The organism is Rothia sp. HMSC062F03 (genome assembly GCF_001836905.1).
Classification (GTDB): Bacteria; Actinomycetota; Actinomycetes; order Actinomycetales; family Micrococcaceae; genus Rothia; species Rothia mucilaginosa_A.
In genome coordinates this window covers 196,961-223,364 of the sequence record NZ_KV830898.1, presented here as the reverse complement: position 1 = coordinate 223,364, position 26,404 = coordinate 196,961, and the positions used below count along the sequence as shown (strand labels likewise).

The window sequence follows — 26,404 nt, the reverse complement described above, 5'->3', positions numbered from 1 at the left end:
AACCAGTGAAAATATGCCGCCAACCCTCTAAAATGGGAAAGGAAAATTCCGAACAACAACCCCGCACGGCATACCGCGCGGGACAGCTAAGGAGCGAACTATGTCGCGTAAGCCCCTCATCGCAGGCAACTGGAAGATGAACCTCAACCACGCAGAGGCAGTCACCCTCGTCCAGAAGCTCGCATGGACCCTCGACGACGCAAACTTTGACTTCTCCGCAACCGAAGTTGCCGTCTTCCCGCCCTTCACCGACATCCGCTCCGTGCAGACCCTCGTCGAGGGCGACAAGCTGGACATCCTCTACGGCGGCCAGGACCTCTCCGTCCACGACTCCGGCGCATACACCGGCGAAATCTCCGGCGCATTCCTCTCCAAGCTCGGCGCAACCTTCGTGCTCGTCGGCCACTCCGAGCGCCGCACCTACCACCACGAAAGCGACGAGCTGTGCGCAGCAAAGGTCCAGGCAGCATACAAGCACGGCCTGACCCCCGTCCTCTGCGTCGGTGAGCCCCTCGAGGTCCGCGAGGCAGGCACCCACGTCGAGTACACCCTCGAGCAGCTGCGCGGCTCCATCGCTGGTCTGACCGCAGAGCAGGCAGAGACCCTGGTCGTCGCCTACGAGCCCGTCTGGGCCATCGGCACCGGCAAGGTCGCAACCGCAGAGGACGCTCAGGAAATGTCCGCAGCAATCCGCGCGGAAATCGCTAAGCTCTACTCCGCAGACGTTGCAGAGAAGGTTCGCGTTCTCTACGGCGGCTCCGTCAAGTCCTCCTCCGCACCCTCCATCATGGGTAAGGAAGACGTGGACGGCGTGCTCGTCGGCGGCGCATCCCTGCAGGCTGAAGAGTTCGCAGCCATCGCACGCTTCGACGCATAAAACCCCGACGCATCACGGCGTCTCATAGTGTTACGGCGCCCGGCCGGGTACTCACCCGGCCGGGCGCCGCGCCTTTTAACCGCGCTTCTTTACGGGTGCGTCTCCGTAAGTCTGTAAGCTTCGGTAGCAAAGTGGCGGGGAGTTGCGCTCAGGGGAGTCCCACTAACCGGCTATGCGCGGCCGGCGGGCAAGATGCCGGGGGTGTTCGCCCCTCGGCGCAAAACCCATCCGGAACGTGCCCGCCGCACGGTTCGCCCCGTACACTTAACGGCATGTTCAGCTTCGGATTCTCCCTCATCATCGCAGGCCTCATCGGCACGATGCTCTTCCTCTACATCCGCAACCGCAGGGTCAGCGCCCCGCGCCTGCCCGGCAATGACGGCGGCAACCTCGGCTACGCGGGCGGCGAAGAGTACAGGGAGCCCTCGCCCGAATACCAGTACTTCGAGAGCCGCCGAGACGAATTCCTTGATTGGCTCTACAGCCGCACCTCCTCTCCCGAAATTCCCGTGACCCTCACCCTGCGCGACTGGGTAGACCAGGGCTTCTACGCCGGAGGAGGCGCCTACTGGGCGGCCGCGCAACAATTCACCTACTACCTCATCGACGGCGGGTACGTGCGCGCCTACGACACTGAAGGCGATGAGCTCACCGCCCAGCGCGTGCTCACCGACCGGCCCGCGGCCCTGCAGCTGACCCCCAGCGAGTACCAGCGCCGCACTAACCGCGCCGCCTAAAAACCTAATCAACGTGACCGAACGGCGACGGTAGCGTATAGTTAAACCGTCTGTCTGCAATGCGAAAGCCGCAGACCCCGCCCGAAGAATGACTACAGGAAGGTCCCCATGGACGTCATCATGAACGTACTCATGGTCATTATTGCCATCACCAGCGTGATTGCAGTGCTGCTCGTGCTGCTCAACCGCGGTCAGGGCGGCGGCCTCTCCGACATGTTCGGTGGCGGTATGACCAACTCCCTGAACTCCTCCGGTATGGCGTCGAAGAACCTGATTCGCCTGACCGTGACCGTAATCGTCATCTGGGTTATCGCAGTGGTCCTGTACGGCCTGGCCCTGCGCTTCAACGGCCAGATCGTCGTCTAGTCAGAGCCTCTCATTAGAGCCCACGCCCACCCCACCGAAGGTGAGCCAATTAGAGCTTCTCCCCGGCACTTCTCAACCGAGAATGTCGGGGATTTTTTATGCACCAAACGGCAATGACGAAAGCGGTAGCGGGGCGTGAATCTTTACGGCATGATAGGACGTATACACCACATACGAAAGGCAAAGAAGCCATGAGCGCCTACACCCTCGACTACACGTACACCGCTCCGTCAGCCCTCATCGACGGCGCCGACTCCCGCGCGCTCAGCCTCGCCACCAGCGGCGGCAGCACCCCCGAAGGCGCCGCCTCCCACCCGTATTTCTTCTCCGGGTTCCTCGAACGAGCAGACGTCTACGCCACTGCACTATTGGTCGTCGCCCGGGTCGCCCGCACCCGCTTCTACGTGCCGCCCAGCTCCCTCGCCGGAGCCCTACGCGCCGCAGACCCCGTTGTCACCAGCACCGCCGAAGGCCTACGCTTCGAATCCTTCAGCGCCTGCTGCGGAGTGTATGCGCGCCTCGACGTTGACTCCAGCGCACTCGACGCCAGCCACAGCGCCGTAGGCGTCACCAACGTAGACGTCAACCCGCCCCTGCGCGCCGCGCTCGCCTCCCTGCGGGCGGGGGAGCCCATCCACTTGAACGTTGGCGACGACGGGCTGCTTACCACCACCCTTGACGGCTCCGTCATGGAAGAAAAAGTGCCGCTGCCCATCCGCTGGCTCAAGGGCTTTGCAGAAACGCAGATGCTCTCATCCCGCATGAGCCCCGTGCACAGCCTGGACGCTGCCGCCGCCCGAACCTTCATCCACTCCCTGCCGCGTAACTCCAGCACCAAGGCGGTCCTGTGGGCGACCCGTGCCGTGCGTTCCCTGCGGCTTGCCACCCGCGCCACCGCCGGATCTGTATGCGTGGCGGGCCCCGAGCGTCTGCGTGTGCTTGAGCCGCTCATCCGCCACATTCAGCGCCTGGACGCATACAGTGAGCCCGTGACCGCCGGTAACGCGCCCGTGCCCAGTGTGTGGGTGGCGCACCTGCCCGGCGCACGCCTGAGCATTGGTTTGAGCCCCGAAAAGTCACGCGGGTTCTCCGGTGAGGGATCCGTGCTGCAGGCGCTGTCTAACCCGAACACCGCCCAGAACGCTGACATGCTCAGCGTGTTGCTTTCCTTCGAGCCGCGCATTGACGTGCCCGTCATGTCTGCCCGCGCAGGCCTGGACGAGGCGGCAACCCGCGACGCCCTCGCCCTGCTGGCTTCCTCCGGTCAGGTTGGTTTTGACTCGCATGCCGGCGAGTATTTCCACCGCCCGCTGCCGGTGCATCCGGAGGCGCTGACCGCCATGCACCCGCGCCTGGTCGGCGCGAAAAAGCTTGCCGATTCCGGCGCTATTGAGCGGGTCGGGGCGGGGGAGCATGGCACCGGTGAGTACAGTGTGCGCAGCAGTGAGAACACGTACACCGTGGTGCTGCCCGCCGACCCGTACGCCGTGGAGGGGTACCTCTGCTCCTGCCCCTGGTGGTTGAAGTACCGCGGTACGCGCGGCCCCTGCAAGCACGCGCTGGCGGTCAGTATTCTCTACCGCGAACACGCCGCCGGCTAGGGTAAACACCCCGACACACCACGCACCGCACTAAAAGACGACGCCCCAAAAGCTCCCCTCAGCTTCCTCCCGAAAGACCACCATGAGCAAACGCCCCGAAACGCATACCTTCCCCGAAGGTGTTATCACCGAGCCGCTCCCCGGCGAAGTCATTTACCCACTCACCAGGCAGCAGAAAACCTGGAGCGACATCATGCACTTCAACCGCAATCTCGCCAACATCCTGGCGGTCGGCGGTACCTTCGAACAGATTTACCGCCGCTGGCAGTACTTCGACATTGTCACCACCCCGTTCGGCTCCGAGGTCGGCAAAAATAAGCCCGGAACCGTCACGCAGGACCGCGTCAAAGCTTATATTGAGACAGGTTGGTTCTCGGGCGCTGCCTCCATGAGACTTGCCGAACTCTACGACGGCACGGTCCTTGAACACGACGAAGACTACTACACCGCCCTCATCAACTGTGAGTCCGACCTGATTCTTCCGCTGCTGCGTGAGGACGAACAGCTCCGCGAAGAACTTATCTGGGGTATGCTTGCCGTCGAAGGCAACCGGGACATCTCTCTCACCCAGCGCGATTCCTACAAGCCCGGGCAGAAGGAGAATAACCCCGGCTGGTCGTGCGCCCTTATCGAAGCCACCGAAACCGGGCTGATTAGCCGTGACCGCCTGATTGATGCGCTCCTGAGCTCTCTCATGAGTGACTTCCCGGCGTACCGGGTTGGCTGGTTCTCACGCCTGGTCACCGGACTCAAACTCACCGCCGAAGAAATTGCGGCACGTCAGAGCGAATTTCTGACGCTGTTCTCCTCGCCCATCGGTCCGAGCGTGACCCTCGGCGTGCAGCATATTCACCGCCTCTGGAGCAAAAACCCGCAGGTGCTGGATGCCACCGCCTTCGCCTACGCGGCACCCGCCGTATGCGCCGGAACCAAAGCAAACGCGCTCAAAATCCTGACCATGCTCCAGGCGCTGTACCGGGAGGGCACCCTCGATGCTGCCGCCTGCGAAGACGCTGTAGTCATGGCGCTCAGCCACACCCACGCGCAGGTTCAAGCCGCCGCCCTCAAACACCTCGAAGAATGGGTGCAGGCGGGCGCCGCAGACAACGCGAGCGCCGAGACTATCGTGTTTGCCGAGCGTGCCCGCGAGCTCTACCGCGACTACCGTTCCCAGCTGGATCCGCTGGTTGTGGCGCAGATTCAGGAAGAGGGCTCGCTGCTGCTTGAAGATGGGTACAGCCCGGAGAATAGCCGGGGGAGCGGCGAGGACAGCGCCGCCCTCACTGAAGCTGCTGACATTGAGGCCGTCGCCGCGGAGGCGCTCGCCGCCTCCCGCACCGCAATCCACCGGTACTGGGACACCCCCGTGCACGCCATTACCGCATCCGACGTGCAAGAACGCGCCCGCGCGCTCCTGCACCATCAGGTCGCGCCCTGCGCCACCCCCGACACTCTCAGCGAAGCAGACCAGCCCGAAACGCACGCCGGATGCGAGCTGGAGCTGGAACTGCTCACCGCCTACCTGCTCAGCGCCGACGGCACCGCGCAGAGCCCAAACCTGCTCGAACAGCTTGTTCCCCTCTGCCTGAAAAAGCTGAACCACTGGGGTTTGACATGGTTCGACATGCGCGCGCACTTGACGGTTATTGCCGCCGCCGGGAAGCTGCGTGAGCGCCCGAAAGCATCGGAGATGACCCCGAAGGAAGACCCCGGTACGGTGCCGAACCTGCACACCATGTACTCCCGCCACGCCGCGTTCTTCAGCACCGGATTCAAGGATTCCCTCGGCGTGCTGCAGAGCAGGCAGAGCTACACCCCGCTCGCCACCCCTGAACTGTTCGGCGGGTGGGTGCATCCGGATACCCTGGTGCGTCGGTACGCCAAGAACCTGGCTGATGGAGCCACCATCCTGCGCCAGGATTTCACGGCGGCGTTACTGCGTGTGCATGTGCCGGAGGTGCTGCCTCCGTACGCTACCGACGAGCAGCGACAGGATGCACAGAGCCGCCGAGCTGAGGCGCTGACTCTGCTTGAAAGCCTCGAAGAGCAATACGTGAAGAACGCTGAGGAAGACGCTCCGCGCTCTGCTCCTACCCAGATTCGCGTGCTCCGCTCCGCTCTCGACGGCACCCTCGCCACCGGGCGCGTCAACCCCTACCTGGAATCCATCACGGTAGCCCAGCGGGAAAAAAGCTGGGGCCTTCAGCTGAACGGAGCGGCGCACGGTGCTTCCACCCCCGAGCTGAACGCTTTCCGCGGCCTCGCCACCGCCCACCACGACGAAGAAGGACAGTACGCCCTGCTCTATCCCTCACGGGCAGAACCGCTGGCTTTCTACTGCGCTAGTAGCAACTGGTACAGCTTGGATCACAGCGCCTTTGACCGGAGCCTGTATTTGGCGTTGGCGGCGCACCCCGGCGCATGGGGTCCCGCCTGCGCGTTCGTGTTCGCCGCGGGCTTCTCGGAGCAGCGTGTCGAAATTCGTTCCCTCGCCGTGGAAATCATGCACCGCGTGCTGGACGATCAGCTCAGCCTTGAGGACGCCACCGCAGGCTTCGTGAACTTTGTGCCGCTGGCGATGCTGAACCGTTGGGCGCTCGCCCTCACCGACTTCGCCCAGCTGGATGCGCGGGCGGCGGTGCGCTTCTTCGCGCGCCTCATACCGCACCTGGATACCGGGGCGAACTCGCTCGGTAAGCTGCTGGGCGCCTTCAGCCAGGCGTTGGCGACTCTCGACCCTGCCACCCGTGCGGAGCTCGTGGATGAGCCGCTGCGTGCCTGGTTGGGTACGCTGACCGGTTCTTCGCAGAAGGCGCGGTACGCCCGGAATATCCTCAACCAGGTGCAGGGCTAACCGCCCCGCCCGCACCCGTTCAAACCCTCCGTTCAACTCTATTACAACCATTCACCATCAACTCCGAAAGCAGGTACCAATGACTGATACCGCCCAGCCGCATAACCCTAACGAGCACAGCGCAGGGGAGCGCACCCTCGAAGAGCGCCGCGCCGCCCTCAAAGCCCTCATGGCGGCAGAATCAACTGACGTGCAGGAATACCATGCCGTCATCACCGGCGCCACCGAGGAGGAACGCGCCTCCCTCGCCCGAACCCTCACCCCCAAGAGCGTCATCGGTAGCGACCACATTAACCGCACCCCGCTTGCCGCCTACGTTGCCGGCGCCCTCGTGCGCACCCCCGACGGCGACCCTTGGGAATACCACCGTTCCGCCGGTCGCGCCATGCGCACCCTGCTCTGGGAGGAGCGCCCGGATCAGCAGCTGATTGACGCGTTCCTGCTCGGCGCCACCGAACGCCCCGACGAGTGGATTCTGCGTTTCATTGAGGGCCTGCCGAACTCTTGGGCGCGCTCGAAGAAAATTTGGGAAACCTGCTACATGCTGCTTCGTGCCCGTAACCTGAGCTGCGATGCCCCCGAATACCTGGTCCTTTTCCTGCACGAAGCCCTGCCCTGCGTGAAGAAGGGCAGCGCCAGTAATCACGCCCAGCTCAAGACCTTCTTCACCCGTGACATGACCCTGCTCGACCAGGAGTTTTGGGCTGTCTTCCGCACCGAAGGGGTGCTCTTCAAGGGCTACGGCAACTACATGGGCGAAAGCGCGGAACTCTGCCGCCTCATGGGCGAATACTTCGACATCCGCGACAAGATTCTGGACGCCCTGCTACGCGGCCTGACCAGCGATTTCAGCGCCTTCAACTCGGCTGCGTTCCACTCCGTCTACACCGATCTGCAGCCCACCGACGCAGAAAACCGGGCACGCTTCGGGCAGCTCATGGCTGTCCTCACCGCAGAGCCCAGCGCCTCCGTCGGATTCGCCCAGACCATGCTGCAGAACGTGCTCAAAGCCTGCGCACCCGCCGCCCTGCAGAAGACCCCCGACCTGCAGCCCCTCGAACAGGTCGACCTGGAACAGCTCATCGACGCGCTCAGCGCGAACCTCTACCGCACCGAAAAGAAGATTCAGCGCGGCGCCCTGCGCCTGCTCAAGCTCATCGCCACCCAGTACGCTGGTTTGAGCAAAGCCAAGCGTAAGAAGGCGCAAACCGCTGAGCAGCTGGCGCTCGCCAACTACGTTGCTGAGCGCATCCTTGAGGCTTACGAGGTGCTACCCCTGGAACTGCGCGGCGCTGCGGAAGCCTGCCTGCCCGAAGACCGCCTACCCCAGGCGGAAGAGGAGGCGGCGGCGGGCGCCTCCGTAGAGGTACCGCCGGTGCTCTTGCCCGGCACCCCGCACCATGAGCCGTTCACCCCCATTGCGGATCTGAACGAGTTCTGCACTCTGCTGATTGAGGAATCGAACACCACCTCGGGTCGAATTACCGGGGACGAATCTCCCCGCACTAGGGGAGAGAACCTGGTGCGTCTTTACCACTTTGCCGCGACCGACAAGCTGGCACCGGCGGGTCAGCAGCAACTGCGTACCCTGCGCAAGATTGCCAGCGAATATTACTACAACAACGTCGCTTACATGTCTGTTCTCCGCGCAGTATTGGAAGCTAACGCCGAGGCCGCAGGATACGAGTCATGGGAGCTACCCGAGCTCACGCCGCTCCTGCAGTATTCCGACCGTAGTGAGATGGTTGCACGAGCTCACCCGAGTAACGCGCTCCTGAGCAAGGAAGAGATGATACGTCTAACTATTCAAAATAAACACCATCTCTGGAATGCTGACTACAAGCCGTTGAAGGGTTACCGCGACCTCCACGAGATCTTCCGCGAGCAGATGCGCGCCGTTGCCGCCGGGGGAGAGTACCACACGGAAGGACGCACGGTGCGCCTGCTGAGTGCCCCGCTACCCGCCCGTCAGCTTACCTACAGTGACTGGACGTACCGCATGGTCTCCAGCCTGGACATCCCTTGGAGCGGCTACAACCGCGGTCTCGATTTTGATCGAATTGAGGAATACCGGCAAGCCAGCCAGGAAGGTCGTCTTCGCGAGGCAGGTTTCGAAAACTTTAACGCTGAGGAATTCGTGAAGTACCAGTCCATGTGGCAGGTCAAGGGCGACATTGTGGATACCGCGGATGAGGCGCGCGAAGCGCTGAGCCGCGCAACCGCTGGCATGAGCCCCGAGGAGGCCATCGCCTACGAAGCGCTGAACACTGCGTTCATTCCCTTCGTGTACCTACTGAATCTCGATAGCGTCGATGGGTGGCGGGGCGACTATATTATCGCTCTCACCGAGTGGGCGTCCTGGCTGCTTCAGAACAACCCGGACCTGCTCTCGGCATACTTCCTGTTCGCCGCTTCGCAGTGCGTTGAGGAGAAGACCGTCACCCCCGTTCCCGTACTCATGCGTGCGCTGAGGGAGTCCACCGTGCAGGTGGGCGCCCCGACCTGCACCCTGCTCGGCTACGTGGCGAGCGCGAAGAATCCTGAGTACCGTCTGGCGGCGGCAGAGGCCATTGCGGCACTCTTTGAGGCGGGCCTGCTGGATACAGGAACCTTCGCGGAGACCCTGAAGTGGGCGCTGGAGGACGGGATGGTTCTTCCGACCCGCCTGGTGGCGACCCTGCGTGAGGTGTCGGCTATTAGTCCGCTGGCAGGTTGGCGTGTGCTGCAGGTTCTGCGCCTGCTGCTACCGATGGTTGATGGGCTGACGAAGGGCGGCGACTATGTGCGCCTGGCGGTTGAGCTTGCCGAACTGTACGGCACTCCTGTTGAGATTCCCGCCGAGCTGGAACCGCAGATGAAGGGCTCCACGGTCATAGCGAAAGCACTACGCGCCCTAGCCGCCGTGCCTGCCCGCAAGACCGAGGAGGCGCTTGCCGCCCGCGAGGCCGCGCTCGCGCTATTGGGCGAGTCCTAACCCGAGAGTCCTAACCCGAAAAACCTACCTGCCGGTGAGGCTACTTGCCCCTTAGCTAGAGCCTCACCGGCGGGTAGAAAACCCCGAGCATGCTTCGGTGACGAAACGGCTTGACCGCCGTCGCGGGGCGGGAGTAGTCTATAGGTAATGGCGGATCATGAAGAGTCCTACTTTCTGAAATATCTTTTTCTTATATTTGTCGGATTCTTCGCTTCCCGCCATTTTTCTTTTAACCCCCGTTCCCGCGCGGCCGGCAGGATAAGCGACCGACAGATAAGCGGCTGATGGACAAGCACGCGGCGGATAAGCGCCGCCCCGGCTCCGCGATACGTAACGGTCGGTTGCTCCCCGCGAATATTTACCCCCGCAGGTCACCGATGACCAAACCCAGCGACAACCCGCGCCCACGCCGCTACGATAAGAACATAGCCGCACACCACCGACGGTGACAGTCGGGTGAGACCAACGGAAAGGACGACCCGTGACTACCCCCTACGACGCATCCCCCTACCTGCAGGAATCACCCTACCTCAACGAGTCCGCCTACCTTCAGGGTGAAGCCCCCGAAGGCCTCAGCCCCCTCGTGCGCCTCATCCTGATGCGCCGCTACGGCGTGTATGTCTTCACCGACCTGTACGACCCCTCCTACCGCTCGAACTACTCGAGCATTAATGAGCGGCACCAGGCCGGCGTATTCGACACCGACCTGGGGCGAGTGTCCGCCCTGAGCAATTGCGGCCTGACCCTCAGCGAGGAATCCCTCGCCCAGGCGCTGAAGGTCAGCGCCAACGAATTTGCCCTGTTCTTGACCATCTGGTCCTACGAGTATGGGTACCGTCCCGGCCGCGTGTTCCGCCGCGACTTTGATCTGCGCGCCCTGGCGCTCCCCGAAGAGCAGCGCTACACCGAGCAGATCATGCACTACCTCTCCAACCCGTACTACAACCCGGACGGTACCGAGCGCATCGTTGGCGGTCTGCCCGAAAACTACGTGCCCTACGAGTGGCAGCAGCCGATGAGCCGCGCCAACTTCACGAGCATGGAACGCAACCGCCGACCCCTGCAGATGGTCAGCGGCGTGCAGAACGCCCTGATTATGGCGGGCGCCCTCTACCGGCAGCTGCTCGGTCAGCAGCAGGCGTACAACCAGACCGACCAGCGCGACCTTGTGGCGCTGCGCCGTTTCCTCGCCCAGCATGACGCCCTGCCGGCTGCCCGACCGGAGAACACCAGCCGCGAAAACCGCGTGTTCATCGCCGCCTGCCTGCACCCCGAAGACGCTGAGCACCTGCGCACCATGAAGGAGGCGCTCGCTCTCGCCGCCGCATACTCGCGCCTGCGTTTCAACGGCACGGTGGGGGACCTGAGCCTGAGCACCGCCCCGCGCCTGAAGCTGCGCCGTAGCGAACGCACCCGCATCGCGCACCTGCTCAACCGGGTGCTGGAAGCCGACCCGGTCGGTGCCCGCTACGACAGCGCGCCCGGCGCCGAAATGTACAAGCGCCTCGTCAAGGCGATTCACCCCGGCGACTACCCGTCACTGACCGCGCTGAGCCGCTGGGCTGACGAGCTGTACCGCGGTGAGGTGTACAGCTTCGAGTCGCTGGTGGACCGCGCATACGCCACCCGGGATGCGCAGAACGTGGCACGTCTGCTCTCGACCCGTCCCGGCGTGTTCGCGCGCCAGCTGGTGCGCGCCCTGACTGCGTTTGAGGTGCCGCGCTACGGCATCGACACCGCACCGAGCCCCGGCCAGCAGATCATCTTTGACGCATTTGCTGCCGTGGCGCCGCGCGTTTCCGCGCCCATCCTGGTGCAGATCCGCAACCTGGTGACCCTGCAGCGTAACGCGCTTGCGAATCCGCCGAAGGAACGCCCCGCCAACCCTGTGGCGGTGCAGGAGGACCGGGAGCTCGCTGACTACGCGCGCCGCAACCCGGAGGGCGTCGCCAGGGTTCAGAACATCATGCAGAACGCGGGCATTCCGAATCCGCTGGGTTCGTTCTTCGGCGCTAATTCCGGCCCGGAGAACCCGATGCGTTCTATCCCGGTCGGTTCCGAACCTGCCGCAAGCCAGCGTGAGGAGCGCCGCGCGGCTTCCGCTCAGAAGGCTCAGCCTGCCGCCCCGCAGCGCATGAACCTGTCCAAGACCGGCATCGCCACCATGATTCCGGCGCGCGAGTACAGCCCGACTGTGCTGGACCTGCTGGAACGCCTGGTTGAGATTGGTCTGTCCGGCCGCCTTGCCGAGACCAGCATCTACCTGCCCGACGAGGTGGGGGACATGGTCATGCCGCTGAACACCCGCAGCGCCCGCCCCTCCCTGGACGGCATGGGCCGCTACAACACCTCCACGGTGCACCTGCCGCCCACCGGCGTGATTCGCCTCTTCTGCTTCTGGGATGAGGGCGTGGACATTGACCTGTCGCTGATGATGTTCGACGCCGAAGGCAACTACATGGACAAGATCAGCTACTGGTCGCAGACCGCTAAGAACAGCCAGGGCGCCATTTACGCGCACCACTCCGGTGACATTACGGACGGTACCGGCGGCGCCTGGGAGTACATCGACATTGAGGCACGCAAGGCGCTCAAGGCGGAGGTGTGCTACCTCGTGCCGGTGGTGCAACTGTACTCCGGCTTCGGGCAGGCGCACACCCTGGACGCGGTGAACGATCTGCAGGCGGGCTTCATGCTGGTTCCCGCCGTGGGCGTGGGCGAGGTACACGAGGTGAGCCAGGTGCACACCAAGTTCGCCCTGCGTGCTGAGAGCCGCGGCGTGCTGCCGTTCATCGTGGACCTGCAGAACCGCGACCCGTACGACATCCCGGAGGAGACCGACGCCATCGTGAAGGTGACGGACATCGGTCTTGCCCGCGGCATTAACGTGTTGCAGTCCGGCGCGAACATCACCGCCGTGCGCGAACACTTCGACTGGGCACAGCCCATGACGGTGCGCGAGTACCTGCGTCTGACCGGTGCGAAGCTCGCCCCGACCGCAGAGGAGGCTCAGGAGGTGCTGGAGGCGACGGTTCCCTCGCTGGCGGCACTTTACGTGGGCTTTGAGGCAGATGAATCTTCGGAGGAGCAAGAGCCGCAGAATCATGCCGCCCCTGAGCAGTAAGCGGGCGTAGAAAAGGGTGGAGCCCCGGATAGTCACCTATCCGGGCTCCACCCTTTTGTTGATGCAGTTCAGAACCGAACCAGAACCGAACCTTACGGGCGGTTCTCGGGAGCCAGCGACTCCTCAGTTGCAAAAATCAGGGTCTGCTTCTTACCGCGCGCACCCACCGCCGGGGTTTCCAGCAGCAGCTCCGCGTTCAGGTCCTCAGCGTCCAGCTTCGCGCCAGCCAGCAGGCGGCTGGTCGCATCCTGCTTATCCTCACCGGTGATGAGGAAGAAGACGTTGCGGGAGTTATTGATAATCGGCAGGGTCACCGACACGCGCTCAGCCGGGGGCTTCGGCGAGTCAGAAACCATGACGGTCACGGCCTTACCGCCCTCAACCGGATCCTCCGGTAGACCGGTACCCAGCAGAACCTGCTTACGGCCCGGGAACAGGGAAGCGATGTGGCCGTCCGGGCCCATGCCCAGCAGGGTGATGTCGAAGACCGGTGCGGGCCACTGGCCACCGCCACCACCGCAGCAACCACCGCCGCCGCATCCGCAACCACCGGCGGACTCGGCAGCCTCAGCGGCAGCGTCAAAGTCTTCGAGAGTGGTCTCTTCGAGGGACTGCTCGGGTGCGGAAGAACCGCAACCGCCGCCACCACAACCACAGCCGCCGGAGCCGCCGTGTTCGTGACCCGCGCCGCCACCGTGACCGCCAGCCAGCGGCAATTCGGTTGCGCCCTCGGGCATCTGCACGCTCACAGTCGGTGCAGAACCGGCGTAGTCACGCATCTCAAAGGCGTAGTGCTCAGCTGCAGCTTCCAGGCCGGTGAAAATATCGGATGGACCCATGCGGTGCACATTGCCCACAACCAGGCCGTGCGACAGCAGGGGAGCGAGCAGCGCCTCAATAGCCTGACCGTCATTACGTTCGGGGCTACGCTCGGGCACGAAACGCTCATCAGAGAACCAGAAATGCACGCGGGACCAGTCGATATCCTTCACGCGCTCGTTCTCAGCCCACGCCTTCAGGGTGGCGATACCCATCGTGCCGCCGGTCAGCGAAATGTGGGCGATCGTGCGCTCAGAGAGCACATGCTCAATGATGTCGAGGATGCGGGTCACCGCGTCCGCTGCGAGAGCCTCGCGGGTCGGGTGCGCCACCAGGACGGGGGTGGAGGAACCCATGTTCTGGATCTTAGGCATCGAAAACCTCCGGGTATTCTTCGAGGTCCAGCGTGTCTTCAGGCTGGCAGGTGTCGTCCACGAGGGTGACAGTGCGCAGCGCCTGCTTCAGCACGTCACCGTAAGTGTCGTCCGGGTCGAGGCGGCGCAGCTCCTCAGAGATGCACTCCGCCAGGGTGCGTACCGGCAGAGCAATCTGCTGATCGGGCGCGTACGGGGTGGAAATGGTCGCCACGGACACGCCGGGGCGGAACATGGTCACCGAACCGTCCTCGCGCTCAATGCTGACGCGGTACAGGCCGCGGTTTGCCGCACCGATGGTGGCCAGGTGCACGGGTGCGTTGAGCATCCAACCGAGCCAGGTACCGAGCAGAACCACGGACGGAGACTTGCCCGAACCCCACACGACTACACGGCGCACGGGGGAGGCGGGCATCTGCTCCAGGAGCGCGGCCAGCTGAGTACGCCACAGGGTGAGGCGGGTCCAAGCCAGGTCGGTGTCGCCGGCGCGGTACACCTCGGCCAGGTGAGTCAGGGCAGCCTTCGGGTCCGCCGCACGCGCAGAATCGGTGATGCGGCGCTGGGCGATGCGACCAATCGAATCCTTGGCGGGGTTCTCGGGCACCGAGTGCGGCCACCAGACCACGATGGGGGAGTCCGGCAGCAGCAGACCGGAGATTAGTGCTTCGGTCGGGCGGGATGCGCTACCCCAGCCGCGCAGAACAATCATCTCGGATGCGCCGGTGTCGCCGCCGAGGTGGATTTCGGCGTCCAGCTGGTCGGAGTCGAGCGGGTCATGCGAGATGTGCACGATGATGCGGCTCGGATGCTCGTGGGAGGCGCGAATCGCCGCGCGCATGGCCTCGCGGGAGTGGCCCTTCTCGGCGAGCACAACGAGGGTGAGCACACGTCCGCTGCTGAGGCTGCCGTTGTTGGCGCGCAGCTGGCTCAGTTCCTTGTTGATGGCGGAAACGGTGGTGTGGTGCAGATGCGAAATCACGGGCGCCTCCAAGCGCGGTTGTCGCGTTCGAGCATTTCGTCTGCCGAACGCGGACCCCACGAACCGGACTCGTAGGGTTCGGGCTTAATGTGGTGTTCTTCCCAGTACTCTTCGAAGGGATCGAGAATCTTCCAGGAGAGCTCGACCTCTTCGTGGCGGGGGAACAGCGGCGGCTCACCGAGCAGCACGTCCAGGATGAGGCGTTCGTAGGCCTCGGGGGATTCCTCGGTGAAGGAGTGGCCGTAGCCGAAGTCCATGTTCACGTCGCGGATTTCCATCTGGGTGCCGGGAACCTTCGCGGAGAAGCGAATGGTCATGCCCTCGTCGGGCTGCACGCGAATCACGATGGCGTTCTGACCGACATGCGCGTTCTCGATTTCACCAAAGAGCGAGCGTGCGGGCTTCTTGAAAATCACGGCAATCTCGGTGACTCGACGGCCCAGACGCTTGCCGGCGCGCAGGTAGAAGGGAGTGCCTTCCCAGCGGCGGTTGGCGATGGAGAGCTTCAGCGCGGCGAATGTTTCGGTGCGGGAGTCGGCGGGAATGTCCTTCTCGTCGAAGAAGCCGTTGACGTGCTCGCCGCCCTGGTAGCCTGCGGAGTACTGTCCGACCGCGAAAGAGTTCGGCAGGTCGTCGATGCGCACGGCCTCGAGGACCTTCGCCTTTTCGGCGCGCAGGTGCTTGGCGTCCAGGCTGAGGGGCTCTTCCATTGCGGTGAGGGCGAGCAGCTGCAGCAGGTGGTTCTGGATGACGTCGCGGGCCGCACCCACGCCGTCGTAGTAGCCTGCGCGGGAGCCGATGCCGATGTCCTCGGCCATCGTGATCTGCACGTGGTCCACGTAGTGGGAGTTCCAGAGCGGCTCGAACATCTGGTTGGAGAAACGCATCGCCAGGATGTTCTGAACGGTTTCCTTACCCAGGTAGTGGTCGATGCGGAACACGGCGTCGGGCGGGAAGACCGCCTCCACGATGGAGTTCAGCTCGCGCGCGCTCTTCAGGTCGTGACCGAAGGGCTTCTCGATGACCACGCGGCGCCAACCGTCGACGGGGTTGACGGTGTCGGCATCGTGCGATGCCAGGCCGTGCTCGGCCAGCTTGGTGAGGACCTGCTCGAAGGCCTTCGGGGGGATGGAGAGGTAGAAGGCGTGGTTGCCGTGTGCGCCACGCTCGTCGAGCTCGGCAAGGGTGCTCTTGAGTTTCTCGAAGGCGGCGTCGTCATCAAAGGCGCCCTCGACGAATCGCATACCCTGCTGGAACTGGTTCCAAACGTCCTCGCGGAAGGGGGTGCGGGCGTTTGCCTCAACGGACTCACGCACGTAAGCGCGGAAGTCGTCATTGCTCCAGGGGCGGCGGCCGAAGCCGACGAGGCCGAAGCTCGGCGGGAGCAAACCGCGGTTCATGAGGTCATACACTGCCGGAAGCAGCTTCTTGCGGGCCAGGTCACCGGTTACGCCAAAGAAGACGAGCGCGGACGGCCCCGCAATGCGGGTAATGCGGCGGTCGCGAGTATCCCTGAGGGGGTTCGCTTCATGACCGTTAGTCACAATATATTCCTTTGATTGCCTTGGTTGGTTCGTGCGGCGCGCGGTTCGTACCATATCGCGCGGAGGCGATGCCGCATCGTGGAAGGTGTGTACCCAGTATTGTACCGTTTTGGGTTCGTCAGCTGGGGGCCGCCCTAATCCGTCGGGTCCCACGGCGGAACCCGGCGGATTAGGGGAGTGCATCCGGCCGCCTCACGAAGGAGACGACCAACGTCTTAGCGAGCGTTGTCGAGTGCCTCGCGGACGGTCTGTAGCAGCTCTTCCCAGGAGACATCGAACTTGGACAGGCCCTCGGTCTCGAGCTTCTCGACGACCTCGGTGTAGGAGATGCCGCGCTCGGCGATGGCGTCCAGAGCCTTGTTCGACTCGGAGTAGTTCGGAACGATGGTGTTGCCGGTAATCTCGCCGTGGTCGGCAACGGCGTTCAGAGTTGCCTCGGGCATAGTGTTCACGGTGTTCGGTGCCACCAGGCCGGTCACGTAGAGGGTATCGGGCAGCGAGGGGTCCTTCACGCCGGTGGAGGCCCACAGCGGACGCTGCACGTTCGCGCCGTGTGCCTGCAGGCGAGCCCAACGCTCGGTGGAGAACATTTCCTCGAAGACCTCGTAGGCGAGGCGTGCGTTGGCCAGACCGGCCTTGCCCTTGAGCTCAAGGGCGTCGCCGCCGATAGCCTCCAGGCGGCCGTCAACCTCGGTGTCCACGCGGGAGACGAAGAAGGACGCGACCGAGTGGATGGTGGACAGGTCCTTGCCGTTCTCCAGCGCCTGCTCCAGGCCGAGCATGTAGGCGTTGATGACCTCGCGGTAGCGGGTCAGGGAGAAGATCAGGGTCACGTTCACGCTGATGCCAGCAGCCAGGGTCTCTGCGATGGGGCGCAGACCTTCCTGGGTTGCGGGGATCTTAATCATGACGTTTTCGCGGCCTACACGCTCGTAGAGTTCACGTGCCATCTTGGCGGTGCCTTCGGCGTCGCGTGCCAGGCGGGGGTCAACCTCGATGGAGACGCGGCCGTCAAAACCGTTGGATGCCTTGTAGATGGGTTCGAACACGTCGCAGGCGTTGCGCACGTCGTCGCAGGTTGCGGCGAAGACGGCTTCCTCGACGTCGGCACCGGCGGCGGCCAGCTCACGCATCTGCTCGGCGTAGGCGGCACCCTTGGAGAGCGCACCGGCGAAGATGGTGGGGTTGGTGGTCACGCCGACCACGTTGTGGGTCTTGATGAGTTCGGCGAGGTTGCCGCTGGTCAGACGCTCACGGGAGAGGTCGTCAAGCCAGATGGAGACGCCGGCGTCGGAAAGCTTCTGAGTGGACTCAGACATGTGAAAACCTTCGATTCTTTGTCGAAATGAAATTTGAGATATCAGTGAAAACTACTGGGCGGCGGGAGGCTCCGGCTGAGCGGTCAGCCGGAGCCTCCCCGTTGCGTCCGCACCCCACCCGTACAGGGGGAGCGCAGTGTGCGCGGCAGTTACCGCGGCGTTGTTATTGCCTACTTAGCGGCGGCGATAGATTCCTTAGCGGCAGCCACGACAGCCTCCGCGGTGATACCGAATTCGCGGTACAGGGTCTTCGCATCGGCGGATGCACCGAAGTGCTCGATGGATACGGCGCGGCCGGCGGTGCCGAGCAGGTCGTACCAGCTCATCGCCAGGCCAGCCTCGACGGAGACACGCGCTGCAACCGAGGAGGGCAGGACCGACTCGCGGTACTCTGCGTCCTGCTCAGCGAACCACTCGCGCGAAGGCATGGAAACCACGCGAGCCGCGATGCCCTGCTCGGCGAGGGTTGCGCGAGCCTGGACGGCCAGCTCAACCTCGGAGCCGGTAGCAATCAGGATGACGTCCGGGGTGCCCTCGGTGTCAGCCATGATGTAGCCGCCGCGTGCGGTGCCCTCTGCGGAGGCGAACTTCTCGCCCTCGGCGTCGGGGTGCACATCCTCACGAGCCCAGACGGGCAGGTTCTGGCGGGAGAGCACGAGGCCCGCGGGGCGATCGGACTTCTCCAGGATGGTGCGCCATGCGACGGCGGTCTCGTTGGCGTCCGCGGGGCGAACCACGTCGAAGCCGGGGATGGCGCGCAGGGAGGAGAGGTGCTCGATGGGCTGGTGGGTCGGGCCATCCTCGCCCACGCCGATGGAGTCGTGGGTCCACACGTACAGCGAGGGAACGCCCATCAGGGCCGAGAGGCGAACCGCCGGACGCTGGTAGTCGGAGAACACGAAGAAGGTGCCCGAGAATGCGCGGGTCGGCGAGGAGAGCACGATGCCGTTGACGATCGCTGCGGCGGCCTGCTCGCGAATACCGAAGTGCAGCACGCGACCGTAGGGGTTCGCGGTCCAGTCTTCGGTGCTACGCGATACCGGGTTGAAGGAATCCGTACCCTTGATGGTGGTCAGGTTCGAGCCGGCCAGGTCGGCGGAGCCGCCCCACAGCTCGGGGAAGGTCTCGGCGATAGCGTTAATGACGGTGCCGGATGCCGCGCGAGTTGCCACGGAGGTGCCGGCCTCGAACACGGGGAAGGCGGCCTTGTAGTCGGCGGGCAGCTCGCCCGCGACCAGGCGGTTGTACAGTGCGGCGCGCTCGGGGTTAGCCTTAGCCCATGCCTCGAACTTTTCGTCCCATGCCTTATGTGCAGCGGCGCCGCGCTCGCGCAGCTGACGGGTGTGCTCGAGCACGTTCTCCTCGATGAAGAAGCTCTTGGCGGGGTCGAAGCCGAGCACCTCCTTGGTGGCGGCAACTTCCTCGGCGCCGAGCTTGGAGCCGTGCACTGCGCCGGTGTTCTGCTTGTGCGGTGCGGGGTAGCCGATGATGGTGCGCAGCTCGATGAACGAGGGCTTGTCAGTGACGGCCTTGGCGCGCTCAATAGCGGCGTACAGCTCGGCGACGTCCTCGACGTAGTCGCCGGTGCGGGTCCAATCCACGCGCTGAACGTCCCAACCGTAGGACTCGTAGCGCTTGGCCACGTCCTCGGTGAAGGCGACGTCGGTGTCTTCCTCAATGGAGATGTGGTTGCGGTCCCAGACGACAATCAGGTTGCCGAGCTCCTGGTGGCCCGCGAGCGCGCTAGCCTCTGCGGTGACGCCTTCCTGCACGTCACCCTCGGAGGCGATGACGTAGATGTGGTGGTCGAAGGGGGAGGTGCCCGGGGCAGCCTCGGGGTCGAACATGCCGCGCATACGACGCTGTGCGTAGGCGAAACCAACGGCGGAGGCCAGGCCCTGGCCGAGCGGACCGGTGGTGATTTCAACACCCTTGGTGTGCTTGTACTCGGGGTGGCCGGGGGTGAGGGCACCCCAGGTGCGCAGTTCCTCCAGGTCCTTCATCTCGAGGCCGTAGCCGCCGAGGAACAGCTGGGTGTACAGGGTCAGGGAGGTGTGGCCGGGGGAGAGGATAAAGCGGTCGCGGCCTTCCCAGCGGTCGTCGGCCGGGTCCTGGTTCATGACCTTCTGGAACAGCAGGTAGGCGACCGGGGCCAGGCTCATCGCGGTGCCGGGGTGGCCGGAGCCGACCTTCTCCACGGCGTCGGCGGCAAGGATGCGGGCGGTGTCAACGGCTCGCTGATCGGTTTCTGTCCACTGGAGGTTTTCTGCCACGTGGGTGTCCTTTCGCAAGGGTGAGTGGATGCGCCAGCGGCTAGGTGCTGACGCCCTGTCCATGGGGCGTAACGATACCCCGGGGGTGTTTATTCCGCGCGGTGCGTTCCGGCGGGTGCCCCGGAGGCTGGTTGCGTCCTTTTCGTTTAACAAGGATAGTTCACTCCGCCGCACTATCTGATGTGAGGGTGTGTACATTCACAGGGTGGAACGCCGCCCGCCCGAGAGCGCCGGGTGAGCGCACCGTTGAGGCGGTGCCGAATCGGCACGGAATCGGTGCGGCGCGGGCTTCCTTCAGCTATAAGAGATTTTGAGGGGCGGTAAAGCTCATGTTAAGGTTGAGCGGGAAGGTTGCGGACCGAGACAGTGGTTGGGTCGGTCCGCCCCTCGGTGATTAAAGCCCCTCCTCCGAACATGAACGTGATGGAGTCCAGCTGTGGTGGTTGGACTCGTGGTTCGGCAGGAGGGGGCTTTCTTTTTAACCCCGAACGCCGGCTATCGGGTTTGGCTGCGCGGGTGCCTCTGAAACTCCCCATCTGCCCCGCGCCTGTTTCACGGCTTGCCCCCTACCCGCTTGCGGACTCTTGCTCGCAGCTCTTGTTGACAGCCGCACCCGGACACGGCAATGCCCCGCGGCTTTCGAATAATTCGAAAGCCGCGGGGCATCGGGTGAAGTACCGGTCGTGAAGCACCAGCCATGAAGCGCAGGTCGAAGGGGCGCAGTCAGGCTAGTCGGACCACTTGAACTTGCGCGAGGCAATCAGGCCAAGAATGACGGTCCAAACCGTCAGAACCCAGTGCGGGTCCGCCATCCACTGGTGGTGAATGAAGTTGCCGCGCAGAGCCTCGCCCAGAGCCGCCGAGGGGAACCACGACACGATCGCGCCGTACCAATCGGGGAAGGAACTGAGCGGGAACAGCACACCGCCCGCGCCGGCCAGAACCACCCAGGCGATGTTCACAATCGCGAGGGTCGCCTCCGCGCGCACCGTACCGGCAATCAGCAGGCCCAGCGCCGTAAAGGCCGCTGCACCCAGCAACAGGGTGAGGAAGGCTCGCGAGAGGGCGATGGCGTCCGGACGCCAACCCAGGCCGTACCCGACCACGCCCACGAGCACGAACTGGATAATCAGTACGACCACCACGGCGATGCACTTGCCCAGAATCAGGCCGTTGCGGCCCAGGGGAGTGGTCGCCAGAAAGCGAAGCACGCCGTAGCGGCGGTCGAAGCCCGTCGCGATGCCCTGGCCCGACAGCGCCGTGGAGATGACGCAGAGGGCCAGCACGCCGGGGACCGCCGCATCCATACGCGAAACCCCCACCGAATGGGCGTAGTCGTCAATCAGGCCCGTAAAGCGCAGGCCCAGAAGCGCCATGATGGGGAAGATGATGTTCAGCATCAGCTGCTCGCCGTTGCGGAGCATCGCCATCGTCTCGTAACGACCCTGCTCAATCACGCGCACGAGCGGGTAGTTCGCGCGGGGCGGGATGTACTCCTCGTCCTCGTCGATGGCGACGCCCCGGGCGGAGGTGTCCGCCGCAGCGCTCGTGCTCTGCTCGCGGTCGGTAGAAGCGGTGGGGCTCATCGAATATCACGTCCTGAAATATCGAGGAAGACGTCCTCGAGGGTCTTCGGTTCCATCTTGAGAGAAATTGGCATGAGGTAGCGTTCGGCCAGCGCCGCGGTGAAGGCCGCCAGGTGCTCCGCGCGCAGGGGACCGACGAGCTCGTACTCACCGGTCACGGCCGGGTGCTCCTCCGAGGCGGGAACGTAGGGGACCGTCTCGATGAGTTTCACACCGGCCCGCAGGTGCGCCGGGAGCAGCTCCTCGCGGCTGGGGGTGGGAGCATCCAGGGTGTAGCGCAGGCGGTTCGTGCCGTCGTTAGCGATCAGCTCGGGAACGGTGCCCTCCTGCACGGTGGCGCCGTCCTCGATGATGTACACGTAATCGGCAAGCTTCTGTGCGTCGTCAATCAGGTGCGTGGTGAGCACGATGGCCACGCCGCGCTCGCGCTGTTCGCGAATAATTTCGAATACGACGTTGCGCGATTGCGGGTCCAGGCCCGCGGAGGGCTCGTCGAGGAAGAGCACGTCCGGCTTGCCGATGAGGGCCGCCGCGAGCGCCACGCGCTGCTTCTGACCGCCCGAGAGTCGCCGAATCGTGGTGCCGTTGAACGCGTCGATACCCAGGCGGTGCGCGAGCTCTTCAACCGGGTAGGGGTCGGTGTACATGCTTGCGATGTGCTCGAGCAGCGGGATGGGGTGCATGGCGTTGGGCAGGCCGCCGTCCTGAAGCATGATGCCGACCTTGGCGCGCAGCTCGGGGTCTGCCAGGAGGGGGTTCTCGCCGAGCAGGCGCACGGTACCGCGGGTGGGCTTGAGCAGGCCCTGGGCGCAGGCGAGGGTCGTAGTCTTACCTGCGCCGTTCGCGCCGAGAAGAACCACCACTTCGCCGGGGAAGACACGCAAATTTACCCGGTTGACGGCGCGGTAGTAGCCGCTTGCGGTGAGTCGTTCGGGGTGCTTATTGCGGAACGCTCGGGAGGGCTTGAACTCTTTAATGAGGTCCTTGATGCTCAGCGCCGGTTCTTCGGCGACGGTGAGCCTGCGCGCCGTGGGGGAGGAGGCTGTCTCCTCTGAGCGGTCCGCGCGTGCGGTGGTGGTCTCCATGGGCATAACTTTCGATTTATTCGCGTGATATACCCCTATATTCTATGCACTACCTCACGTGCTCAACACATTTTTAAGACGATCAACATTCAGCTTCGGGTAAAAAAGTCATCAAATAGGAAGACCTAACTAGCCAAAGAAAAAACAATTAGGACATACTTTATTTGTGTATTCCGTGAACAAGACATCTCAGCGCTCCTCCGAGCGTGAGGCACAGACCCGAGGCGGCACCCGAGGTGTAGCGTCGGGCTCTTGTAGTGCTTCCACCAAAAAGTCCTCCGCGGCACGCACATCCAAGCGTAAGGCCGAGGCTGAGGAACGTACCCGGGACCGCGTGCTCCGCGGCGTTCTTAACCACGGACCGGTATCCGCTGCAAGCCTGGGGGAGCTGCTCAGCCTGACCCCCGCCGCGGTCCGCCGCCATCTGGACGCCCTCGAATCAAGCAACATGATCGAGGTCGCCCCCATTAAGAAGCACGGCGCGGGTGCCGGACGCCCGGCCCGCCGCTATGTGATTGCCCCGCAGGGGCACGAGCGGCTCGGCAACGACTACCTGCTCATCGCGCGTAACGCCCTGCAGATGCTGCGCGATACCGTCGGCGACGGGGCGCTGGAGGCCTTCGCCTCCGCCCGCGCAGCCGAGATGGAGGCGCGCTACCGCCCGGTGGTGGAAGCCGCCGGAGACAACGTGGCCGCCCGAGCTAAGGCGCTCGCCGAGGCCATGAGCAGGGACGGTTTCGTGGCCACCGCGCAGGTGACCGAGCCTCCCGTGGGTCGTAGCGTGCCGGAGCACTTCCTCGCGAGTATCCAGCTGTGCCAGGGCCACTGCCCGGTTCGCGACCTGGCCGAAGACTTCCAGGTCTTCTGTGAGCAGGAGACCGGGATTATTTCTGATCTTCTGGGCGTTGATGTTCGCAGGCTCTCCACGATGGCCTCGGGCGCGCACGTGTGCACCACGCACGTGCCGCTGAACCGAGAGACCGTGGCGGAGAACGCGAAGTCGACGAAACCAGCCACGCCGACCGAGCCCGATGACGGCACGCCGGCTGAGAAGCCGAGCGTCTAGCCGGCGGCTCGAACCCCAAGGACTACCGCGCCTGCATCCGGCAGGTGGCGGAGAGAATGTAATAACCATCGAAGAAAGGCCGTAATGACTGAGAAAGTTGGGCAGAACGCCAACGATACCGTCATTTCAGAGATCCTGGAGATGAACCCCGAACTCGAGGGCATTGGTAACTACGAGTACGGTTGGGCAGACTCCGACGAAGCAGGCCAGGTAGCAAAGCGCGGCCTGGACGAGGACGTCGTGCGTGACATCTCCGCGAAGAAGAACGAACCCCAGTGGATGCTGGACATGCGTCTGAAGGCGCTGAAGTTCTTCGAGCGTAAGCCCATGCCCACCTGGGGCGCGGATCTTTCCGAAATCGACTTCGACAACATCAAGTACTTCGTGCGTTCGACCGAGGGTCAGGCCGGCTCCTGGGAGGAACTGCCCGAGGATATCCGCACCACCTACGAGCGCCTGGGTATTCCCGAGGCGGAGCGTAACTCGCTGGTCGCGGGTGTGGCTGCACAGTACGAGTCCGAGGTCGTGTACCACCAGATTCGTGAGGACCTGGAGAAGCAGGGCGTGATCTTCGTCGACACCGACACCGGTCTGCGCGAGTACCCCGAGCTGTTCAAGGAGTACTTCGGCTCCATCATCCCGATTGGTGACAATAAGTTCTCCGCGCTGAACACCGCAGTGTGGTCCGGTGGTTCCTTCGTGTATGTTCCCCCGGGAGTTCACGTGGAAATCCCGCTGCAGGCGTACTTCCGTATTAACACCGAGAACATGGGCCAGTTCGAGCGCACCCTGATCATCGCTGACGAGGGCTCTTACGTTCACTACATCGAGGGCTGCACCGCCCCCGTGTACAAGTCCGACTCCCTGCACTCCGCAGTGGTTGAGATTGTGCTGAAGAAGAACGCCCGCGTTCGCTACACCACGATTCAGAACTGGTCGAACAACGTCTACAACCTGGTGACCAAGCGTGCGGTTGCGCACGAGGGTGCCACCATGGAATGGGTGGACGGCAACATCGGTTCGAAGGTCACCCAGAAGTACCCCGCCGTCTACATGGTCGGCGAGCACGCCAAGGGTGAGACCCTGTCCATCGCGTTCGCTGGCGAGGGTCAGCACCAGGACACCGGTTCGAAGATGGTTCACATTGCACCGAACACCTCCTCGACCATTGTGTCGAAGTCCGTGGCCCGTAACGGTGGCCGTAGCGCCTACCGTGGCCTGGTTCAGGTGCGCGAGGGTGCTAAGCACTCCAAGTCCTCCGTGGTGTGTGACGCCCTGCTGGTGGACACCATCTCCCGTTCTGACACCTACCCCTACGTGGACGTGCGCGAGGACGATGTGACCATGGGTCACGAGGCGACGGTTTCCCGCGTCTCTGAAGACCAGCTGTTCTACCTGATGCAGCGTGGCCTGAGCGAAGAAGAAGCAATGGCGATGATCGTTCGCGGCTTCGTTGAGCCTATTGCCCGCGAGCTGCCGATGGAGTACGCACTCGAACTGAACCGCCTGATCGAACTTCAGATGGAAGGATCTGTGGGCTAATGCCGACCAACGAAGAAACTCTGGGTTACCACTCCCCGATCATCCCCGGTATGGACCAGGAGGGCGAGAAGCTCGCCACCGAGTTCGCCCACGATGACACCCTGTACCGTGCCACCGAGGCACACCACCAGGGCTCCAACCCGAACAACATCCAGAAGGTGCTGGAGGCATCCCGTGCCGAGCGTAAGACCTCCTACAACGTGGAGGACTTCGCTCCGCTGACCGGCCGTGAAGAGGATTGGCGCTTCACCCCGCTGAAGCGTCTGGGTGGCCTGCACCTGGAGAAGCTGACCGGCACCGCACCGGCACCGAAGGTGACCGCACCCGAGCAGGTCAAGGTTGAGACCGTCTCCCGCGAGGACGAGCGCATCGGCTCCGCCGGTGTTCCCGAGGATCGCGTGGCGGCTAACGCCTGGTCCAGCTTCTCCGAGGCAACCGTGGTGACCATCCCCGCCGAGGCCGAGCTGTCCGAGCACGTCGAGATTGATATCGACGGCACCGGCAACGAGCCCGCCGCCCAGCACATCGTGATTGAGGCTAAGCCCTTCTCGAAGGCCGTCGTGGTCATCCGCCACACCGGCTCCACCGTGCTCGCACAGAACATCGAGTTCGTGGTGGACGACGAGGCCGAGCTGAACGTCGTGTCCGTCCAGCAGTGGGCTGACGACGCCATCCACACCTCCGCACAGTACGCTAAGCTGGGCCGCAACTCCCGCTTCAAGCACGTGGTGGTTTCCCTCGGTGGCGACCTGGTGCGCGTGACCCCCTCGACCAAGTTCACCGCTCCCGGCGCCGAGACCGAAATGTACGGCCTGTACTTCGTGGATGCCGGCCAGCACATTGAGTCCCGTCTGTTCGTGGACCACTCCGTGCCCAACTGCAAGTCCCGCGTGACCTACAAGGGCGCGCTGCAGGGTAAGGGTGCACACTCGGTGTGGGTTGGCGACGTTCTGATTGGTAAGGACGCTGAAGGCACCGACACCTACGAGCTGAACCGTAACCTGCTGCTGGAAATTGGCCCCCGCGCCGACTCCGTGCCGAACCTGGAGATTGAGACCGGCCTGATTGAGGGCGCCGGTCACGCATCCACCACCGGCCAGCTCGATGAGCAGCACCTGTGGTACCTGCAGGCTCGCGGTATTCCGGAGGCTGAGGCCCGCCGTCTGGTGGTGCGCGGCTTCCTGAACGAGGTCATTCAGCAGATTCGCGTTCCCGAACTTGAAGAGCAGCTCACCGAGGCCCTTGAGGCAGAGCTCGCACTCAGCAACAACTAAGCTTTACCAG

At 63.9% G+C, this 26,404-nt stretch carries 17 protein-coding genes; 10 read left to right on the top strand and 7 right to left on the bottom strand.

What is annotated here, in order from left to right; translation table 11 throughout:
* Positions 1–100: 100 nt before the first annotated feature.
* From tpiA to HMPREF2674_RS08450, 7 genes are all read left to right on the top strand, one after another.
* Positions 101–877 carry a triose-phosphate isomerase gene (gene tpiA / locus HMPREF2674_RS08480; RefSeq protein WP_049334135.1) on the top strand — a complete coding sequence of 259 codons (777 nt, stop codon included), beginning with the start codon at positions 101–103 and terminating at the stop codon, positions 875–877.
* A gap of 272 nt (positions 878–1,149) precedes the next feature.
* Positions 1,150–1,614 carry a hypothetical protein gene (locus HMPREF2674_RS08475; RefSeq protein ID WP_049342829.1) on the top strand — a complete coding sequence of 155 codons (465 nt, stop codon included), beginning with the start codon at positions 1,150–1,152 and terminating at the stop codon, positions 1,612–1,614.
* Between the two features lie 108 nt (positions 1,615–1,722).
* Positions 1,723–1,980 (top strand): preprotein translocase subunit SecG, encoded by a 258-nt coding sequence (secG, locus tag HMPREF2674_RS08470; RefSeq protein ID WP_049334137.1) that lies wholly within the window; start codon positions 1,723–1,725, stop codon positions 1,978–1,980.
* A 191-nt stretch (positions 1,981–2,171) separates the two neighbouring features.
* Complete coding sequence (locus tag HMPREF2674_RS08465; protein ID WP_070825425.1) at positions 2,172–3,581, top strand: SWIM zinc finger family protein; 1,410 nt, start codon at positions 2,172–2,174, stop codon at positions 3,579–3,581.
* Between the two features lie 82 nt (positions 3,582–3,663).
* Positions 3,664–6,435: a DUF6493 family protein gene (locus HMPREF2674_RS08460; RefSeq protein ID WP_070825424.1), complete on the top strand. Its 2,772-nt coding sequence runs from the start codon at positions 3,664–3,666 to the stop codon at positions 6,433–6,435.
* 79 nt (positions 6,436–6,514) lie between these two features.
* Entirely contained in the window at positions 6,515–9,409 is a 2,895-nt protein-coding gene (locus HMPREF2674_RS08455) for an endonuclease (protein WP_070825423.1), read from the top strand.
* A gap of 481 nt (positions 9,410–9,890) precedes the next feature.
* Entirely contained in the window at positions 9,891–12,533 is a 2,643-nt protein-coding gene (locus HMPREF2674_RS08450; protein WP_070825422.1) for a hypothetical protein, read from the top strand.
* A 92-nt stretch (positions 12,534–12,625) separates the two neighbouring features.
* Here HMPREF2674_RS08450 and HMPREF2674_RS08445 read toward each other — a convergent pair whose 3' ends face one another.
* The 7 genes from HMPREF2674_RS08445 to HMPREF2674_RS08415 all read right to left on the bottom strand — a co-directional run bounded on the left by HMPREF2674_RS08445 (position 12,626) and on the right by HMPREF2674_RS08415 (position 22,512).
* Positions 12,626–13,726, bottom strand: a complete 1,101-nt coding sequence (locus HMPREF2674_RS08445; protein ID WP_070825421.1) for a 6-phosphogluconolactonase — start codon at positions 13,724–13,726, stop codon at positions 12,626–12,628.
* Complete coding sequence (locus tag HMPREF2674_RS08440; protein ID WP_070825420.1) at positions 13,719–14,705, bottom strand: glucose-6-phosphate dehydrogenase assembly protein OpcA; 987 nt, start codon at positions 14,703–14,705, stop codon at positions 13,719–13,721. Before HMPREF2674_RS08440 ends, HMPREF2674_RS08445 begins: the two co-directional genes overlap by 8 nt.
* Complete coding sequence (zwf, locus tag HMPREF2674_RS08435; protein ID WP_070825419.1) at positions 14,702–16,249, bottom strand: glucose-6-phosphate dehydrogenase; 1,548 nt, start codon at positions 16,247–16,249, stop codon at positions 14,702–14,704. The genes HMPREF2674_RS08440 and zwf overlap by 4 nt, the downstream gene beginning before the upstream one ends.
* A 215-nt stretch (positions 16,250–16,464) precedes the next feature.
* On the bottom strand, positions 16,465–17,568 hold the full coding sequence (gene tal, locus HMPREF2674_RS08430; RefSeq protein WP_070825418.1) for a transaldolase: 1,104 nt from the start codon (positions 17,566–17,568) through the stop codon (positions 16,465–16,467).
* Between the two features lie 170 nt (positions 17,569–17,738).
* Positions 17,739–19,841 (bottom strand): transketolase, encoded by a 2,103-nt coding sequence (gene tkt, locus HMPREF2674_RS08425; protein ID WP_070825417.1) that lies wholly within the window; start codon positions 19,839–19,841, stop codon positions 17,739–17,741.
* Positions 19,842–20,569: 728 nt separating this feature from the next.
* On the bottom strand, positions 20,570–21,427 hold the full coding sequence (locus HMPREF2674_RS08420; protein WP_070825416.1) for an ABC transporter permease: 858 nt from the start codon (positions 21,425–21,427) through the stop codon (positions 20,570–20,572).
* The gene (locus HMPREF2674_RS08415; protein WP_070825484.1) at positions 21,424–22,512 is read right to left on the bottom strand and encodes an ABC transporter ATP-binding protein; all 1,089 of its coding nucleotides are present in this window, start codon (positions 22,510–22,512) and stop codon (positions 21,424–21,426) included. Before HMPREF2674_RS08415 ends, HMPREF2674_RS08420 begins: the two co-directional genes overlap by 4 nt.
* Before the next feature lie 166 nt (positions 22,513–22,678).
* Here HMPREF2674_RS08415 and HMPREF2674_RS08410 point away from each other — a divergent pair, with 166 nt between their 5' ends.
* The 3 genes from HMPREF2674_RS08410 (at position 22,679) to sufD (ending at position 26,394) form a co-directional block, all read left to right on the top strand.
* The gene (locus tag HMPREF2674_RS08410) at positions 22,679–23,578 is read left to right on the top strand and encodes a helix-turn-helix transcriptional regulator (protein ID WP_070825415.1); all 900 of its coding nucleotides are present in this window, start codon (positions 22,679–22,681) and stop codon (positions 23,576–23,578) included.
* Positions 23,579–23,662: 84 nt separating this feature from the next.
* Positions 23,663–25,120, top strand: a complete 1,458-nt coding sequence (gene sufB / locus HMPREF2674_RS08405) for a Fe-S cluster assembly protein SufB (protein ID WP_049342817.1) — start codon at positions 23,663–23,665, stop codon at positions 25,118–25,120.
* A complete protein-coding gene (sufD, locus tag HMPREF2674_RS08400; RefSeq protein ID WP_049342816.1) occupies positions 25,120–26,394 on the top strand; it encodes a Fe-S cluster assembly protein SufD in 1,275 nt (424 codons plus the stop codon). The genes sufB and sufD overlap by 1 nt, the downstream gene beginning before the upstream one ends.
* The last annotated feature ends 10 nt before the right edge of the window (positions 26,395–26,404 follow it).